This is a genomic window from Endomicrobiales bacterium (assembly GCA_023228045.1).
Classification (GTDB): Bacteria; Elusimicrobiota; Endomicrobiia; order Endomicrobiales; family JALOBY01; genus JALOBY01.
Genome location: JALOBY010000025.1, coordinates 1 through 18,438, shown reverse-complemented (window position 1 = coordinate 18,438; position 18,438 = coordinate 1). Strand labels below are relative to the sequence as shown.

General features: G+C 38.4%; 19 protein-coding genes. All 19 read left to right on the top strand.

Translation table 11 applies throughout. The annotated features are described in order from the left end of the window. Positions 1 to 1,151: potassium-transporting ATPase subunit KdpA (gene kdpA, locus M0Q46_05890; GenBank protein ID MCK9583120.1), on the top strand; the 1,151-nt coding region annotated here is incomplete at its 5' end. Next, on the top strand, positions 1,151 to 3,190 hold the full coding sequence (gene kdpB, locus M0Q46_05885) for a potassium-transporting ATPase subunit KdpB (GenBank protein ID MCK9583119.1): 2,040 nt from the start codon (positions 1,151 to 1,153) through the stop codon (positions 3,188 to 3,190). The genes kdpA and kdpB, both read left to right, overlap by 1 nt. A gap of 13 nt (positions 3,191 to 3,203) precedes the next feature. Further along, positions 3,204 to 3,779 (top strand): potassium-transporting ATPase subunit KdpC, encoded by a 576-nt coding sequence (kdpC, locus tag M0Q46_05880; protein MCK9583118.1) that lies wholly within the window; start codon positions 3,204 to 3,206, stop codon positions 3,777 to 3,779. A 15-nt stretch (positions 3,780 to 3,794) separates the two neighbouring features. After that, on the top strand, positions 3,795 to 5,747 hold the full coding sequence (locus tag M0Q46_05875; GenBank protein MCK9583117.1) for a DUF4118 domain-containing protein: 1,953 nt from the start codon (positions 3,795 to 3,797) through the stop codon (positions 5,745 to 5,747). Between the two features lie 192 nt (positions 5,748 to 5,939). After that, complete coding sequence (locus M0Q46_05870; protein ID MCK9583116.1) at positions 5,940 to 6,833, top strand: YggS family pyridoxal phosphate-dependent enzyme; 894 nt, start codon at positions 5,940 to 5,942, stop codon at positions 6,831 to 6,833. Beyond that, the gene (gene proC / locus M0Q46_05865; protein MCK9583115.1) at positions 6,814 to 7,632 is read left to right on the top strand and encodes a pyrroline-5-carboxylate reductase; all 819 of its coding nucleotides are present in this window, start codon (positions 6,814 to 6,816) and stop codon (positions 7,630 to 7,632) included. The genes M0Q46_05870 and proC overlap by 20 nt, the downstream gene beginning before the upstream one ends. Positions 7,633 to 7,734: 102 nt before the next feature. Further along, a complete protein-coding gene (locus M0Q46_05860; GenBank protein MCK9583114.1) occupies positions 7,735 to 7,998 on the top strand; it encodes a DUF167 domain-containing protein in 264 nt (87 codons plus the stop codon). Between the two features lie 96 nt (positions 7,999 to 8,094). Further along, positions 8,095 to 10,866: an isoleucine--tRNA ligase gene (gene ileS / locus M0Q46_05855; protein MCK9583113.1), complete on the top strand. Its 2,772-nt coding sequence runs from the start codon at positions 8,095 to 8,097 to the stop codon at positions 10,864 to 10,866. Continuing rightward, the gene (gene lspA / locus M0Q46_05850; protein MCK9583112.1) at positions 10,859 to 11,323 is read left to right on the top strand and encodes a signal peptidase II; all 465 of its coding nucleotides are present in this window, start codon (positions 10,859 to 10,861) and stop codon (positions 11,321 to 11,323) included. The genes ileS and lspA overlap by 8 nt, the downstream gene beginning before the upstream one ends. Position 11,324: 1 nt before the next feature. After that, positions 11,325 to 12,089, top strand: a complete 765-nt coding sequence (gene lgt, locus M0Q46_05845) for a prolipoprotein diacylglyceryl transferase (GenBank protein ID MCK9583111.1) — start codon at positions 11,325 to 11,327, stop codon at positions 12,087 to 12,089. Beyond that, positions 12,070 to 12,963 carry an RluA family pseudouridine synthase gene (locus M0Q46_05840; GenBank protein ID MCK9583110.1) on the top strand — a complete coding sequence of 298 codons (894 nt, stop codon included), beginning with the start codon at positions 12,070 to 12,072 and terminating at the stop codon, positions 12,961 to 12,963. Before lgt ends, M0Q46_05840 begins: the two co-directional genes overlap by 20 nt. Next, positions 12,953 to 13,456 carry a hypothetical protein gene (locus M0Q46_05835; GenBank protein ID MCK9583109.1) on the top strand — a complete coding sequence of 168 codons (504 nt, stop codon included), beginning with the start codon at positions 12,953 to 12,955 and terminating at the stop codon, positions 13,454 to 13,456. The genes M0Q46_05840 and M0Q46_05835 overlap by 11 nt, the downstream gene beginning before the upstream one ends. 3 nt (positions 13,457 to 13,459) lie before the next feature. After that, a complete protein-coding gene (gene gmk, locus M0Q46_05830; GenBank protein ID MCK9583108.1) occupies positions 13,460 to 14,059 on the top strand; it encodes a guanylate kinase in 600 nt (199 codons plus the stop codon). A 2-nt stretch (positions 14,060 to 14,061) separates the two neighbouring features. Continuing rightward, on the top strand, positions 14,062 to 14,349 hold the full coding sequence (locus tag M0Q46_05825) for a hypothetical protein (protein MCK9583107.1): 288 nt from the start codon (positions 14,062 to 14,064) through the stop codon (positions 14,347 to 14,349). After that, a complete protein-coding gene (locus tag M0Q46_05820) occupies positions 14,346 to 14,891 on the top strand; it encodes a phosphopantothenoylcysteine decarboxylase (protein ID MCK9583106.1) in 546 nt (181 codons plus the stop codon). The genes M0Q46_05825 and M0Q46_05820 overlap by 4 nt, the downstream gene beginning before the upstream one ends. Positions 14,892 to 14,897: 6 nt before the next feature. Next, entirely contained in the window at positions 14,898 to 15,548 is a 651-nt protein-coding gene (locus tag M0Q46_05815) for a phosphopantothenoylcysteine decarboxylase (GenBank protein MCK9583105.1), read from the top strand. Continuing rightward, positions 15,508 to 16,206 (top strand): uracil-DNA glycosylase, encoded by a 699-nt coding sequence (locus M0Q46_05810; GenBank protein MCK9583104.1) that lies wholly within the window; start codon positions 15,508 to 15,510, stop codon positions 16,204 to 16,206. The genes M0Q46_05815 and M0Q46_05810 overlap by 41 nt, the downstream gene beginning before the upstream one ends. A gap of 1 nt (position 16,207) precedes the next feature. After that, complete coding sequence (priA, locus tag M0Q46_05805) at positions 16,208 to 18,190, top strand: primosomal protein N' (protein MCK9583103.1); 1,983 nt, start codon at positions 16,208 to 16,210, stop codon at positions 18,188 to 18,190. A 36-nt stretch (positions 18,191 to 18,226) separates the two neighbouring features. After that, a partial coding sequence (locus M0Q46_05800) for a peptide deformylase (GenBank protein ID MCK9583102.1) occupies positions 18,227 to 18,438 on the top strand: 212 nt, incomplete at its 3' end.

The window sequence follows — 18,438 nt, the reverse complement described above, 5'->3', positions numbered from 1 at the left end:
TGTCTTTCGTGTTTGCCTTAATTCTTGTCGGTCAGGGAGTGATACAAAATTTTAATCACTATACAAAAGCAACTACACTCCAAGGAACTGAACAGATTATTGCTCAAGGGCCGGTTGCATCGCAGGTGGCTGTTAAAATGGTAGGTACAAACGGTGGTGGGTTTTTTAACGCAAACTCCGCTCATCCATATGAGAACCCAACACCAATGACTGACTACTTACAAATTTTAGCATTATTAATAATTGCTGCCGCCTCGCCTTTTATGTTTGGAAAAATGATAGGTTCAAGAAAGCAAGGTTGGGTAATTTTTATTTCAATGATGATACTTTATCTGATTGGCTTGATTGTAGTCATATGGTCTGAATTCCATGGAAACCCATTGCTTGCGAAACTTGGAATATCAGGCGGTTTGAGTATGGAAGGGAAGGAAGTTCGTTTTGGTCAGCTTGCTTCAGCTGTTTTTGCGCATGCAACAACTGTAACATCTTGCGGAGCAGTTAACTGTATGCATGATAGTCTTATGCCTCTTAGCGGGCTTGTACTAATTTTCAATATGGCAATTGGCGAGGTGATTTTTGGCGGTGTTGGTACGGGTCTTGTCAGCATGATAATTTATGCCATTATAACCATGTTTCTTGTGGGTCTTATGATAGGAAGAACCCCTGAAATATTCGGAAAAAAACTTGAGCCGGCAGAAATGATGTTGGCTGTTATTGTTCTATTGGCTTCTACAATAATACAACTTATATTCACAGCGATTGGTGTATCAAATAGTTTTGGGCTTTCAAGCATTAACAATTCTGGTCCACACGGGTTTTCAGAAATTATGTACGCATTTGTATCAATGGCAGGTAATAATGGTTCAGCATTTGGCGGTCTAAACGGGAATACCTTATTTTATAATCTTGCCGGAGCATTCGCTATGCTTGTCGGGCGATATTTCGTTATAGTTCCTTCTCTTGCTATAGCTGGAATGTTGGTGGGAAAAAAGATGGTGCCTAAAAGTGTTAAATTTCCAACCACAAGTCCTATTTTTGTTGTTATGCTTGTTGGTGTTGTAATAATTGTCGGCGCGCTATCGTTCTTTCCGCCGCTGGCTCTTGGCCCGTTGCTTGAACACTTGATGTTTCAGGCAGGGAGGACATTTTAATGGACAATAAACATAAGAAAAGCGTTTGGCATGCTGAAATTATTATTGATGCGATAAAAGGATCGTTTTATAAACTAAATCCTATAACCCTTGTTCGCAATCCAGTTATGTTGATAGTTGAATTGGGGTCGGTCGTAGTAACATATATTGCGTTTGAGAAAATGGTGGCTGGGAAAAGTTTTGGTTTTGATATTCAGATAAGTTTGTGGCTATGGTTTACTGTGCTTTTTGCAAACTTTGCGGAAGCGCTTGCGGAAGGTAAGGGAAAAGCACAAGCCGAAGCTTTAAAAAAATCCCGAAGTGAAACTTCTGCAAATAAACTTTTGCCTAACGGTGCAATAGAAAACATTCCATCAATTTCACTATGTAAGGGCGATATTGTTGTAGTAATTGATAACGAAATAGTTCCAATTGATGGTGAAATAATTGAAGGTGTTTCGCTTATTGATGAGTCGGCAATAACTGGTGAATCTGCCCCTGTTGTAAGGGAATCAGGTGGAGACAAAAGTGGAGTAACAGGCGGTACCAGAGTATTGTCAGGAAATATTAAAATAAGAATTACGGCAAATCCGGGTGAAACATTTCTTGATCAGATGATAGGGATGATTGAAAGTGCGAAACGACAAAAAACACCCAATGAAAAAGCTCTTGAAATATTACTTATCGCAATGACTGTGCTCTTTTTGGTTGTTTGTATTACGCTTAAATACTTTGCCGGATATATGAATGTGCCAATTTCAGTACCTATCCTTATTTCGTTGCTTGTGTGCTTAATGCCAACTACAATAGGTGGATTATTACCGGCAATAGGTATTGCTGGCATGGATAGGCTTTTAAGCAACAATGTTATTGCTCTAAGCGGCAGGGCAGTAGAAGCCGCGGGTGATGTTAATGTTGTTCTTCTTGATAAAACTGGAACAATAACACTTGGCAATAGAATGGCTACAGAGTTTCTACCTGTTTCAGGAGTAAGCGAGGAAGAACTTGCAAAAGTTGCAATGCTTTCTTCTCTTGCGGATGATACGCCAGAAGGCAGGAGTATTGTTGTTCTCGCAAAAGATAAGTTAAATATTCGTGGCCGCGACATAAGGGCACCAGAGGGCTCAATATTTATAGAGTTCAGCGCGCAAACTCGTATGAGTGGCATTGATACTGACTCTCAAAAAATACGCAAGGGTACTTTTGAAGCAATTGATAAATATGTGAAGTCCAACGGTGGCATTATTCCAGATGATGCTGAGCGGTTGGCAAACAATGTGTCAGGCGATGGCGGCACGCCACTTGTGGTATGTGATGGGAAAAAGGTTCTAGGAGTCGTCCGCTTAAAAGATATTCTCAAACAAGGTATAAAAGAAAGGCTCGGGCAGTTAAGCTCTATGGGGATAGAATCAATAATGATTACAGGTGACAATCCCTTGACTGCCGTGGTAATTGCGGCAGAAGCTGGAGTAAGTGATTTTATAGCATCCGCAAAACCTGAAAGTAAACTTCAAAGCATTCGCGAACTACAATCCAGGGGAAACATGGTGGCAATGATAGGTGACGGCACCAACGATGCCCCAGCTCTTGCCCAGGCAGATGTTGCAGTCGCTATGAATGCAGGCACGCAGGCCGCACGGGAAGCCGCAAACATGATTGACCTTGACTCTTCACCCACAAAACTATTGGATATTGTGGAAATTGGCAAGCAAATACTTATTACTAGAGGATCCATAACCACTTTTAGTGTTACTAATGATGTAGCGAAATATTTCGCGATTATTCCGGCAATCTTTGCGGCAACATATCCTATATTGGGCATATTAAACATTATGCATTTAACAAATCCTCAAAGTGCAGTTCTTTCAGCGGTAATTTTTAATGCACTCATTATCCCTATGCTTATACCGCTTTCTCTTAAGGGTGTGAGGTATAAACAATCTACTGCTCAGTCATTACTTGTGAGAAATTTTCTTGTTTACGGACTTGGTGGGTTAATTTTGCCTTTCATAGGTATAAAGCTTATTGATATGCTAATTATATTTTTAAAACTTTTATAGGGGATTGCAAATTATGAAAAAAATATTGTTATCAATTAGAATTTATATAATTTTTACTGTATTGCTGGGGCTTATTTATCCTCTTGTAGTTACGGTTATCGCTCAAGTAATATTGCCTTATCAAGCTAATGGAAGCATTATGCGAAATGGAGATAAAGTTATTGGTTCAAAACTAATTGGTCAAAACTTTTCCAATCCAGAGTATTTCCACAGTAGACCATCGGCAAATAACTATGATGCTGTAAATTCTGGTGGTACAAATTTAGGGCCTTCAAGCAAAAAGTTGATGGACAGCACAGCGGAGAAAATTGCAAAGGTGAGGCAGGAAAATGGATTAAGTTCTGATACTAAAATTCCATCGGATATGGTGCTTTCATCGGCAAGCGGGCTTGACCCACACATTTCACTTCAAAGTGCGCTGCTTCAGGTAAATCGTATTTCAAAAATAAGAGGGATTGCTGTGAAAGATCTTAAAAAAATGATAGATAATAATACGGACACTGATTTTGTCGGAATATGGGGTCGTCCGGGTGTAAATGTTTTTAAATTAAATCTTGCTATTGATGATTTTGCAAAAGATTTAAAATGAGGTAAATAAAAAATTATGGAAAACAAAAGATCAAATCCCGATGAAATTTTAAAACAAATTAAACAAGACGATATTGATTTTAGCAACACCTCAAAAAAAGGCGTTCTGAAAATTTTTCTTGGATATTGTGCAGGTGTAGGCAAAACATATCGTATGTTGCAAGAAGCGGCAGCAAGTAAAAAAAATGGAGTTGACGTAGTTATCGGTATTGCCGAAACACACGGCAGAAAAGATACTGAAACCCTGCTCATAGGTCTTGAGATAATACAGAGAAAAAAAATAGAGTATTCGGGTATCACTCTTAATGAGTTAGATATAGACGCAATACTTAACCGCCATCCCGCGCTTGTTCTTGTTGATGAACTGGCGCATACCAATGCTCCCACCTCAAGACACTCAAAAAGGTATCAGGATGTGGAAGAATTATTAAATGTTGGTATAGATGTATATTCTACGCTCAATGTTCAACATATTGAAAGCCTTATTGACATTGTCAATCAGATTTCTGGTATCAAAGTTGCTGAAACTGTTCCAGACAGGATACTGGAACTCGCGCAAGAGATTGAACTTGTTGACCTAACACCAGAGAAACTAATTGAGCGGTTTAATGAAGGCAAAGTATATGTTCCCAAAAAAGCCGAACAGGCTATGAGACAATTTTTTAAAAAGGGGAACTTGCTCGCGCTTCGTGAGTTGTCGCTTCATTACACCGCTAAGCATGTTGACGAAGATGTACGCACATATATGAAAAAAAATGCTGTTTCAGGCCCATGGCCTGTTGGTGCCAGGCTTCTTGTAGGTATTAGTACGAGTATCTCATCTGAAAGGTTGATTCGTTTCACTCATAGAATGGCGCAGGACCTTGACGCTCAATGGTTTGTTGTTTATGTTGAATCGCGCCAGCAGTTGAAAATTGATGAAAAAGATAGAATTCAACTTGATAAAAATATTCGTCTTGCCGAAGGTCTGGGAGCTAATGTTGTAATATTAAGCGGTAATAATGTATCAGATGAAATAATAAACTTTGCAAAAGAAAAGAATGTAACCCTAATTGTCGCGGGCCCGTCAAAAAGGACACTTTTTAACAGAATATTTAAAGGTAATGTTTTAAGCAGGTTAATTTATGGCAATGAATCAATAAGTGTATTGATTGCGCGCGATAGTATACACGACAAAATTGAACACAAAAAGCATGAGTTAAGAAAAACAGATTATAAATCGTACATGGCAAGTTTTATCGCGATTGCATTAACGGTTTGTGTAGGTATGTTGTTGCGCCCAACCCTTGAAGCTGTAAACATAGCTATGCTACTGCTTTTACCTTCAATAGCAAGCGGCATACTTGGGGGTATTCGCGTAGGGCTATTTGCTTCAATTTTATCAATAGCTGCATTCGATTTTTTCTTTGTGCCGCCATATCTTACATTTCAGATGTCAGATCTAAGATTTTTACCAAGTTTTTTTGTGTTTATTCTGGTATCTGTGGTAACAAGTTATTTTACAAAATCAGTTCGTCAAGAAGCAGAAGGTTCTCGTCATAGAGAAAGGTTTATGTATTCCCTTTATTTGTTTGCAAGGTCAATAATGACGGCAGAAGGGTTAGACAACATATTTGAGCGAGCTGTTAAAAGCATTTCCGATGCGTTTGAAAGTAGCGTTGTTATTTTTTTGCCGGACGATGCAGGTAAACTCAAGCTTAAAGCAAGAGATAAAGATGATATTTTCTTAAGCGAAACGGAAAATGCAGTCGCTGTTTGGGTATATAACAACGGTCAAAGTGCTGGCAGAAGCACAAATACTCTCTCATCAACATCATGGTATTATTTACCGATTAAAATACAAGAAAACACAATTGGTGTTGTAGGTATTAGAACGGCTGATAAAGCGCGGTTTCTAACACCAGAGCAAGACCAATTGCTTGAGTCGTTTGTAAGTGTAGTTGCTCTTGCAATCAAAAAAGTATCGTAGAAATATGGAGGCACTACATTTTGTTGTAAATATAGTCCTGAGTTAATTTTAGCTTGAGAATATCCAAAATTGGGTGTTCTTAAGCTTTTTTTATGAACACAAGGACATATAATGTTATATTAATCCTTAAGAGTGCCTAAACTTACCAGAATCTTCCGCTTATCCGCACGCACTTCTTTTTCTTCAAGAAATATGGTACAATTCATAGCAAAACTCAAAATGCTAATAGATAACTTTAAACCCGAACTTTGCAATAGGTTTGAGAACAGAGGCGAAAGAGACGGAGACAGTTTTGACGCAAAAACCGCAGATAATGGTGATTCCATTGGCAAGGGTTTTGCGGAAAAAAATGTCCCGTATCTTTTGACGAATTCCGAATCCTATTGCAAAATTCGGGTTGAAGCAATTAATGATCGCATTTTGCAAGCGTGCAATATAAGCGGCAAAGACCCCAAAGAGATAACGCTTGTTGCTGTAACAAAAAAGGTATCATTAGAACAAATATTTCAGGTCATTTCTTTTGGTGTTTCTGATATTGCCGAGAATAAAATTCAGGAAGCCCAAACAAAGATACCGGAAATTTCGGTCAGATATGGTTTGGTAAAAAAGCATTTTATAGGTCATTTGCAAACAAACAAAGCAAAAAAAGCTGTTGAATTGTTTGATTTGATTCAGTCCATAGATAGTATCCGCATTGCACAATCTATTGATAGAGCGGCTCTTGAAGCGGGTAAAATTCAAGAGTGTCTTGTAGAACTAAAGGTTTCTGGCGAAGAAAGTAAGTTTGGTGTAAAACCGGAAGAGTTAAACGAGTTAGTTGAGTACATTCTTTCTTGTAAAAATATAAAGTTACGCGGGCTAATGGCAATGGCTCCTTACTTTGATGAAGTTGAAAATTCAAGAAAATATTTCAGAGAAGCAAAAGAAGTTTTTGAAAATATAAAGACAACTTATAAACTGGCTGATTTTAATGTTCTTTCAATGGGAATGTCGGCTGATTTTGAGGTAGCAATAGAAGAAGGAGCTACACTAATTAGGGTTGGAAGCGGTCTTTTTGGTGAGATAAATGGCAAACAAATTAAATAAAAAAATTGTTTTTTTAGGCGCAGGTAATATGGGTTTTGCCATAGCGTCAGGGCTTGTTTCAAGCGCTCTTGTAAATCCCTTACAAATTGCTTTTGCCGACACTGTTTTTGCAAAAGCCACTAAAGCCGCAAAAAATCTTAAAGCACGCACATTTAAAACAAATCAAGAGGCCACTAAGTGGGCTGACATAATTTTTATAGCTGTTAAGCCCGGTAATATTTTAGAACTAGTAAAAAATTTAGGGAAATCAATTGATAAATCGAAGCTTGTTATATCTGTTGCAGCAGGCATAAGCGCATCTTTTATAGAAAAAAATATTGGCTCTAAAGTTCCGGTAATTCGTTCTATGCCAAATACTCCGGCACTCGTTGGTGAAGGTGCTATTGCAATTAGTGCCGGTCGTTATGCAACAAAGAATCATCTATTGCTTGCAAATAAGCTGTTTGGCGCAGTTGGTAAAGTTTTTATAGTTCCTGAAAAATTAATGAATGCAATTACTGCTGTTTCTGGCTCTGGCCCGGCATATGTGTTTTATCTTTGCGAGTTATTAGAAGAGGTTGCGCAAAAGCTTGGTCTTTCCTTGCCGCTTGCCCGCGAACTTTCAGCGCAAACTTTTTTTGGTGCTGGTAAAATGCTTTTAACAAGTAAGTCAAATGTGGCAGATTTAAGGTTGGCTGTAACATCCCCAAATGGTACTACTGAGGCCGCAATTAAACATTTACAAAAAAATATTTTCGGAAAAGTTTTTAAAGATAGTGTAATGTGTGCTTGCAAACGCGCGCAAGAATTGAGCAGGTAAATGTTCTCTTGTAAAGCGCTCGTCAGTCAACCAGCTGAAGCAAGTATGAACGAAGTGAATACTAAGTCCGCCCACTGGCGAGACGCGACATAGGAGAAAGGGATGATAATAAAAGTAAGAGTAATTCCGAACTCCAAGAGAAATGAAGTTGTAGGCAGAATTGGTTCAATACTTAGAGTTAAAATATCAGCTCCAGCTGTAGAGGGTAAAGCAAACGAAGAACTACGTGAGTTCCTTGCCGAATTCTTTGAAGTAAAAACTGCAATGGTTTTGCTGAGAAAGGGTGAGCGCGGTAGAGAAAAAACCATTGAAATATGTGGCCGTTCAGATGAAGACCTTGACTGTGTGCTTGACACAATCCCCTGAGAAGCATACCTTTTAGAGTCCGCGGTAACAATTAATGTGCAATCTTCTTTTATTTATTTGTGTGTGATATTTGGCTAAGTTTTGTAAAAGGATAGTATGGCTGAAAAAAGTGTATATTCAAACACTGTAAACCTTCCTAAAACCGATTTTCCTATGAAAGCAAGCCTTTCTACGCGTGAAAACGAGTTTCTTGCTATTTGGGAAAAGTTAGGTGTTTATGAAAAAATAAGGCAAAAAAATTCAGGCAAGAAAAAGTATGTTTTGCATGACGGCCCACCTTATGCCAACGGTCACATTCATTTAGGTACCGCGTTAAATAAAATACTCAAAGATTTTGTTGTTAAGTACAAAAGTGCTTGTGGTTTTGATGCCCCATACACACCCGGCTGGGACTGCCATGGTTTGCCCATAGAGCAACAATGCTTAAAAGAAATGGGTACAGACAAGCACAAAGTTGACCTTTATAAGTTCAGAAAAGAAGCGGCTGCCTTTGCCTTGAAATTTGTAGAAATTCAAAAAAGTGAGTTTAAGCGCCTTGGTGTGCTTGCTGACTGGAAAGATCCATATCTAACATTAAAGCACGAATATGAGTCGGTTATAATAGATGTTTTTGGCCGCCTTGCCCAAGAAGGTTACATATTCCGTCAGAAAAAACCCGTTTACTGGTGCCCAACTTGCGAAACTGCACTTGCGGATGCCGAAGTTGAGTACGCCCAGCATATATCACATTCAATATTTGTGAAATTTGAAGTTGTAAAAGCTCCTGTTGATGTGGTAATAGCATTGCCCGCATCGGTGCTTATATGGACAACTACTCCATGGACTTTGCCGGCAAATGTGGCACTTGCTTTTCACCCGGATGCAGATTATGTTCTGGCTTCTTTTACTTATACATCTGGTGAAAGTGAAAACCTTATTGTGGCAAAACAACTGATTGCCGATGTTGCAAAAAAAATAAATTCAACTTATAAAATACTTTGCGAAATAAGTGGCAAAAAATTAGAAGGAATAATTTGCAAAAATCCGCTTGTTAATAGAGAGTCAGTTGGTATTCTTGCTAATTTTGTAACACTTGATGACGGCAGTGGTGTTGTGCATATCGCCCCTGGCCATGGGCAGGAAGATTATATGGCAGGGCTTAAATATAAATTGCCAATTCTTTCACCAGTTGATCACAGGGGTGCATTTACTGATGAAGTTTCAGATTTTGCTGGGCACAAAGTTTTTGCCGCAAACCCGTTAATAGTTGAGAAACTTAAATCAGAAAATAAAATTCTTTTAGATTATAAATTTGAGCACTCTTACCCTCATTGCTGGCGTTGTAAAAAGGCTGTAATTTTTAGAGCCACACTACAGTGGTTTATGGGTGTAGATATAAATAATTTACGCCAAAAAATGCTTTCAGAAGTGAAAAATGTAAACTGGGTTCCACGCTATGGCGAAAATAGAATTGCTGGAATGTTGCAAACCAGGCCCGACTGGTGTTTGAGCCGTCAGCGTTTTTGGGGTGTGCCAATACCTGTTTTTTATTGTAATACTTGTAGCAATGTTGTTTTAAATAAAAAAACAGTTGAAAAAATTTCAAAACTTTTCAGAGATAATGGTTCCGATATCTGGTTTGATAAAACTTCAAAAGAACTTAGCGAACTTTTAAACATAAAGTGTGATAAATGCGGCAGTGAAGATTTAACTAAAGAAAAAGATATTTTAGATGTTTGGTTTGATTCGGGAGTATCTTTTGAGGCGGTTTTGGCAAGCGGTGATTATAAAGATTTACACTCCCCAGCTGATATGTATTTAGAGGGTAGTGATCAGCATCGCGGCTGGTTTCAAACATCATTAATGCCTGCTGTCGCGTTAACCGGCAGTGCTCCATATAAAACAGTTCTCACTCATGGTTTTGTTGTTGACGGTGAAGGCAAAAAGATGTCTAAGTCGCAAGGCAATGTAATTCTTCCGCAAGAGGTAATTTCAAAATCTGGGGCGGATATTTTGCGTTTATGGGTTGCCACCAGCGATTACAGGGAAGATATAAGAGTTTCGCAGGAAATTCTAAATGGCATTTCTGACTCGTATAGAAAAATAAGAAACACTTTTAGGTTTATACTTGGCAACCTTTGCGATTATAAAGTGGAAAATGCACTTGCTTATGAAGAACTTACAGCGCTTGATCAATATGCCATAGGATTGCTTGGTAATTTATGCGCAGAGGTTAATGTGGCCTATGAAAACTTTGAGTTTCATAAAGTTTCCAGTGCTATAAATAGGTTTTGTTCAGTTGAGTTAAGCGGGTTTTATTTGGATGCCTTAAAAGATACTCTGTACTGTGATAATACAAATTGGCACAATCGTCAAAGCGCACAGAGCGCAATGTACCAAATTCTTAGCGTTCTTATTCGTCTTTGCGCGCCGATACTTTCTTTTACGGCGGAAGAGGCGTGGCAGGAACTTAGAAAAATTGACGAATCGTTGCCTGAGTCGGTTTTTCTTGCAGATACTTTCCCGAAAAAATCCGATTATAAAGAACTCCCGGCAGATATTTTATGGGTTTTTAATGAGTTGTTCAAATTAAAAGAAATGGCTAGTGTTGCCATTGAAAATTTAAGAAAAGAAAAGGTTATAGGTTCAAATTTACAGACAAGCGTAGTAATAACGCACCCAACGCCAGAGAAATTAAATCCTGAACTTGTTAGCGCTGTTTTTGGTTCGTTTGATGTGTGTATTATTTCGGGCAGCAAACAAAATGTAAATGTTAGCAAATCTGCATTGGGAAAGTGCGTAAGATGCTGGCGTCATATATCTGATATAAATGAAGATGGTCTTTGCCTGCGTTGTCAAAAAGCACTCAAGGAAAGAAATAATGCTTAGAGTAATGCTCATATTTGCTCCAATTATTTTGCTTGATCAGCTTACAAAGCATTTTGTGCGCAAGCTTATTGCATTAGGTGGGCAAATAGATGTACTGCCATTTTTAAATTTTGTTAATGTGAAAAATACAGGCATTGCTTTTGGTATGTTCCAAGGGTTTAATCAGCTTCTTTCCGTGGTGTCGGCTATAGTGCTTACTATTGTAGCTTTTTGGTTTATATTTGAAGCAAGAAACGAAAAGAAGCTTTTTAGTGTTTCATTCGCACTTGTGCTTGCCGGCGGAGTTTCAAATTACTTTGATAGAGCTTACTTTGGTTTCGTTACCGACTTTGCAGATTTTCACCTTGCAACATATCACTGGTATTCATTTAACATTGCTGATGCTTGTATTTGCATCGGGTCTATTTTGTTAACATATTATTATCTGTTTATTAAAAAACCGGCGGTAAAAGCATAAAATGCACCCTATTCTTTTTAATTTATTTGGCATAACAATACATACATACGGCCTGTTGGTTGCATTGGGCCTTGTCGCGGGAACGATTTACTTTACTAATCGCGCAAAGTTAATTGGTGTTAATGAGCAAAAAGCCATAGACCTTGTTTTCTATACAGTATTATTTGGTTTTATTGGTGCAAGGCTTTTGTATGTTTTATTAAACATTTCTTATTTTGCCTCAAACCCGGTTGATATTTTTAAAGTTTGGGAAGGTGGCCTGGTTTTTTTTGGCGGCCTTATTGGTGGTGCTGCGGCATGGCTTGTTTTTATATCAAAAAATAAAATGGGCAATGTTTGGGCCCTTGCCGATATTTTAGCTCCAAGCCTGGTGCTTGCTCACTTTTTTGGGCGTATTGGTTGTTTTTTTGCCGGCTGTTGTTATGGCAGTAGCGCTAATGGCCCGTTGTGTGTAACATTTAGCGATAAAAACTCTCTGGCACCTATTGGCATTCCACTTTTACCCACGCAGTTATTTGAAGCTGCATTATTGATGTTTTTATTTGTTTTTTTGCACCTTTACTCCAAAGGGGTAAGAACTGCCGGAAAGGTTCTTGCTTTGTATATTGTTATTTACGGAACAGGCAGGTTTGTTATTGAGTTTTTCAGGGGTGATGAGCGAGGTGCATTTCTTTTAGGCCTTTCGCCGGCACAGGTAATTTCGTTTGTTTTGATAGGTCTTGGTATTTATATTTGGTTGTTAAAAAATGCAAAAAATTCAAATTGAAGCCATAATGGCTCATACAAGAATTGACAGCTATCTTGCTCATCTGGTAGAGGGATACTCTCGCAGTTATTTTAAAGAGCTAATAAAAAATGGTAATGTCTTGCTTAACGGAGTTGTTCCGCAGGTAAGTAAAGCACTTAAAGTTGGCGATGTTCTTGAGTATGAGCTTGAGCAAAAAGAAAGCGCTCTATTAGCCGAAAATTTGCCGCTTGATATTATTTACGAAGACAACGAAGTAATTATTGTAAATAAAGCCGCGGGTGTTGTTGTTCACCCTGCTTGTGGGCATGAAAACGGTACACTTGTTAATGCTGTTCTTGGTTATGCCAAAGGCGCGTTTCCGGTGTTTCTTGCTCACCGTATAGACAAAGATACATCGGGCCTGGTTATAATTGCAAAAAATGAGCGCGCGAAAAATATTCTCTCAAACCAGTTTCAAAAGCGCCTTGTAAAAAAGCAATATCTGGCTGTAGCATTTGGCAACCCAACTGAAACCGAGGGTTACATCAATGCTCCTTTGGGGCGTTCGCCAATTGACCGAAAAAAAATAATTGTCGGGCCGCTTTCCAAAAAAGAGTCGATCACTGAATTTAAGGTTTTAAAAAGGTATAAAGGTTATTGCTTGCTTGAAGTAAGTCCATTAACCGGAAGAACGCATCAGATAAGAAGCCACCTTGCCTATATAGGTCATCCCATAATGGGTGATGTTTTTTATGGCGGTCCAACGGAAAGTATCATGGGTACGGTAAAAAGGCAGTTGTTGCATGCTTACAAGGTGTCATTTATTCACCCCGCAAGCAACAAAAGAGTTGAGTTCATCGCACCAGTGCCTGATGATCTAAAGGAATTATGCAAAGGTTATTATGATAAATAGGTTTATTATACAGGTAATTTGTTTTTGCGTTGTTTTTAGCTCTTTTGGTTTTGCAGCGCAAAACGATGTTAAATCAAGCGAAGTTTACTCGGCAAGTGTTTCTTCAAGCGCGCCAGACGCACTTGAAGCAAAAGATGAACAAATAAATAACGCTATTTCTACGCTAAATTATAAGCTTGAACTTGTTCAGTCACGATATGTTTTATTAAGTAACCAGGTAGATGAGCTATCAAAACGCAAAGTCAGTTTGCAAAACGAAAATCAAAACTATGAGCCAACAAGCATCGCAGATCTTCAATCAGAACTAAAACTAGTGCGCAGTGATCTTGCTTTAGTAAGGGAAGATGCTTCAATTGCGAAAGTTAATTTAAATGGTGAGCGGAACGATGAAAATAATTCTGAAAGCAACAATAAATGGTATGAATCAAAGTGGGTTGCGCCTTGTGCTTTGGCGGTTTCGGTTATAGCTCTTCTTGTCGCGGTGGTACGCTGAACTATGAATAAAAAAGGTCTAATAATTGTTTTGTCTGCACCCTCAGGGACCGGTAAAACCACGCTTGTGCATAAACTGTTAAGAGCAGATAAAAATCTGATGTTTTCTGTTTCTTGTACAACGCGGCCAATGCGTGATGGTGAGAAAAATTGCATTGACTACAATTTTCTAAGTGTTGACGATTTTAAGAGCAACATAACAAAAAATAAGTTTGCCGAGTGGGCTTTGGTTCATGATAATTATTACGGCACATTAAAAAGTGAAATTGAAAATGCTATGAACTCAGGTAGAGATATTTTATTAGATATAGATGTGCAAGGTGGCATAAACATTAAAAAGGCATTTCCTGGCGCTGTGCTTATATTTATTATGCCGCCAAGCATTGAAGAACTAAAAAATCGTCTAATCAAAAGAAATAAAGATTCTAAAGAAACAATATCTGCTCGATTGGCAAACGCAAAAAATGAAATCAGTCATTATGCTCAGTATGATTACCTTGTTGTAAATGACAAATTAAAAACCGCGCTTTCTGAACTGCTCTATATTATTGGCTCGGAGCGCCTTAAAATTGTAAAAGTAAAAAATGTTCTTAAGGGAGGGTAAAAGTGGTTGAAAAAATGGATGATTCTTTGGAGAAACTCTTAGATACAACTAAGAGTAAGTACGATTTGGTGAAAATGGCCAGCTTATGGTACAAGGTGCTTAGCAGTAAAGATGAGGGCAAAAAAACACCACCGGCTGAGTTGATAAAACAAGCCATTGACCATGTTACACATGATAAGGTTACAATGGAAGAAATCCAAAAAGAATTTGAGAAAGTAAAAGTAGTTGTTAAAACACTTGATGAAAAAGCTGCCGAAAAACTTGGCGAATATCAAGGTAAAAATAAGTGAAACCTCAAAACGGTAAAAATGTTTTAATAGGTATATCTGGTGGCATAGCTGCTTATAAAGTGCCGGAACTTGTGCGCAGTTTTGTTAAAGAGAGTTTTGCTGTAAAGTGTGTGCTTACGCAAAGCGCGCAAAAGTTTGTAACACCTCTAACATTACAAACACTTTCAAAAAATAAAGTTTATTGCTCTATGTTTGAAGGAAGCGAGTGGGAGTTAGACCACATTGTACTTGCCAACTGGGCAGATATTTTTATTGTTGCCCCTGCAACGGCCGATACAATAGCAAAACTTGCTTGCGGCAGCGCGCAAGATCTTCTTTCTTGCACTGCCTTGGCGTTTAAAAAACCGATACTTGTTTGCCCGGCGATGAACACAGATATGTGGAACCATCAGGCAACGGTTGCAAACTGTAGCCGGCTTAAAGAGTTTGGTTATAACATTGTACAGCCACAAGATGGCGAGCTTGCCTGTGGTGTGCTTGGCATTGGTCGCCTAGCCGATATAGAAGTAATTTTAAAAAGAGCAGTTGAGCTTTTAAAGTAAGCCAATATGTTAAAGTTAAATCCCTCCGTTTTAATTACCGCTGGTTCAACCAGAGAGTTTATTGACCCAGTGCGTTATATTTCCAACTCATCATCTGGTAAAATGGGCGCGGCACTTGCAAGCGCCGCGCTTGCGGCTGGCTCAAAGGTAACAGTTATATGCGCCCAAGTTAGCGCCAACTTTCCAAAAAATGCGAAAATAATAAAAGTAATCAGTGCCAGGCAGATGTTTGAGAGTGTTAAGGAATCTGTAAAATTTTGCCAAATATTTATTTCTGCGGCGGCTGTTGCAGATTTTGCACCCGTAAAGTTTTCAAAAATCAAATTAAAAAAAAGCTCTCAATACACAACATTAAAACTTAAAAAAACTCCCGATATTTTGCAATATGTTGGCAGGCACAAAGGTCTGAGAGTTGTTGTTGGTTTTGCGCTTGAGTCGGAAAATTTAGAGTTTAACGCGCAAAAAAAACTTAAAAATAAAAACCTTGATTTTATTGTTGCCAATGGCATAGATGCTGTTTGTTCTAAGGATGTTCGCGCGACACTGATTTTTAAAGATGGCAAAAAATTAAAGTTTGCCAAAATGAAAAAAGAAAAGCTTGCCAAAAGGATTATTTATGAAGCGTTACACTGCGCAAAAACTGCTATCTCTTACTAAAACATACTTTGAAGACGAGCTTGCCACAGGCCATGGGGAATTTATAATAGATAAATCAAAAAAAGCTCCAAGCAAAAAAGGGCAGTTGCTGGAGGCATATAAAAACGAAATCTCTTCCTGTATTAAATGCCCATTAGGAAAATCAAGGTTAAACTTTGTTTTTGGAGTTGGCGACCCCGATGCAAAGCTTATGTTTATTGGTGAGGGCCCCGGTTTTGATGAAGATCACCAAGGAGAGCCGTTTATTGGCAGAGCAGGTAAACTGTTAAATAAAATAATTGAATCAATAGGCCTTAGCCGGCAAGCCGTTTATATTGCAAACATTGTAAAGTGTCATCCAATGATAGACCCAACTGACCCGGAAAAACACGGCAACGATAGGCCTCCAACAGAAGAAGAATCTAAGATGTGTCTTCCTTATTTGGAAAAGCAAATTGAAATTATTGCTCCAAAAGTTATCTGTACACTTGGCAACTCTGCGCTAAAGCCATTTGTTCAAACCGAGTTGGGTATATCAAAAGTTCGCGGTAAGTTTTATGATTACAAAGGAATTAAGCTAATGCCTACTTTTCACCCTGCCGCCTTACTAAGAAACCCTAACCTTAAAAAAGAGGTTTGGGATGACATTCGTGCGATAAGCGCCCAATTGCAAAAATAAAATGCAAAAAATAGCAGAAGTTGCCCTCAGTATTCCTCTAAACAAAACATTTCACTACACCATACCAGAAGAGTTTTTAACTCAAGCATCTATTGGTGCAAAAGTAGAAGTGCAATTTGGCAATAAAAAACTTGTCGGCTTCATAGTTGGTTTTGCCGCGCAAAGCAACATAGACAAGCTAAAACCTATTACAAATGTTTTAAATGCAAATTTTGCTTTGTCTGCTGAGTTGCTTGCGCTTTCAAAAAGAATATCGGGAATGTATTTTTGTTCAATAGGCGAAGCTTTAAATGCGGTTGCTTCTTCATCAATAAAGGCCCCTAAGCGAAACCCGGTAGAAAAACAAAAAATAATAAATAAAATTTGTAACAAGCCACAACTTACAACCAATCAGTTAAAAGCATTTGAGCAAATAACAAATGCACTAAAAGCGCAAAAGAGTGAAGTATTTTTATTACATGGGGTAACCGGCTCTGGCAAAACAGAAGTTTACCTTACCGCAATAGAAGAAGCAATAAAGTTGGGTAAAAGTGCTATTTTGCTTGTTCCTGAAATTTCTTTAACTGCTCAATTTGCCGATATATTCTTATCAAGGTTTTCAGATTCGCTTGGCCTTTGGCATAGTAAAATTACGCAAGGTGAAAAGTTTCGCCTTTGGGCCGGTATAAGAGAAGGTAAAATTAAAGTATTGCTTGGTGCTCGTTCAGCAGTTTTTGCTCCTTTTTCAAATTTGGGCTTAATAATTGTAGATGAAGAACATGAAAGCACATATAAACAAGACAACAAACCTGCATACAACGCAAAAGAAATAGCACTTGAACGATCGGCCTTAAACAGATGCGTTATAATATTTGGCTCGGCTACTCCATCAATAGAGAGTTATCATAGGGCATTAAACGGCCAGTTCAAGCTATTAGAACTGCCGCAAAGAATTGACAATAAGCCGCTGCCTCCGGTAGAGCTTCTTGATTTAAGGCAAAATCCAATAAAAAATAGAGTAATAACGCCTGTGCTTCATAAGGCTTTGACACAAACTCTTGCTCGTCGTGAACAGGCAATAGTGTTTTTAAACCGTCGAGGGCATTCGCCGGTAATAATGTGCCACACTTGTGGGCAAACACTTCAATGCCCAAATTGCGCTATTTCTCTTGTGTATTTCAAAGGGCCAGAAAGGTTGCAGTGTAATTATTGCGGTTACACCCAAGAGTGCCCAAACAAATGCCCTCATTGTTCCGGTAATGAAATATCAGTTTTTGGTGTTGGCACACAAAAAGCGCAAGAAGAAGTTCAAAAATTGTTCCCGTTTGCCAAAATATTTCGGTTAGATAAAGACACCACATCAAAAAAAGACACATTTTCATTTGCCTATAAAGATTTTAAAGACGAAAATTACGATATATTGCTTGGCACACAGTTAGTGGCAAAAGGTTTTGATTTTCCAAGGGTAACTCTCGTTGGGGTTGTAAGCGCGGATACGGCACTTTGTTTGCCTGATTTTCGCTCTGCCGAGCGAACATTTCAGTTGATAACTCAGGTTGCAGGCCGCACAGGAAGAGGTTTGCTTGGCGGGCAGGTAATAGTGCAAACTATGCACCCCGAACACTACGCCCTTAGGTGCGCCAAAGAACACGATTATAAAAAGTTTTATGAAACTGAAATTGCTTTCAGGAAACAGTTAAATTATCCGCCGTTTTGTAATTTAGTAAACCTAAATTTCAAAGGGTTAGATGAAAGCAAAGTGTCTTGCGCATGTGCAATGGTGCATAAAACTCTATGTGAAATTGGGCTTGAAAAGTATAAAGTTGAAGCAATAGGCCCAAGTGTTGCGGCAAGGCCAAAACTATACGGTCAATATAGATGGCAGATAATGCTTAAAGGCAATAAAGCACAGCTATTTGAAGTTTTAAAAGAATTATTTTTAAAAGGGTTTAAGTTTTCAGGTGTTAAAATTGCCGTTGATATAGACCCGATAGATGTTCTATAATAAAATACAGGTTAACAACAAAAAAATGGAGTTTATATGTCAATATTGCAAATAAAAAAATATGGCGAAGCGGTGCTTGCAGAGCATAGTGCCGAAATAAAAAAAGTAACGCCAGAAATAAAAATTCTAATTAGGAATATGTTTGAAACAATGTACAATGCCCCGGGAGTTGGTTTAGCGGCAAATCAGGTGGGTTTTGCACTTCGTTTGTGCGTGATTGACACCTATGCGTCTGGTAAAAAGTGCCC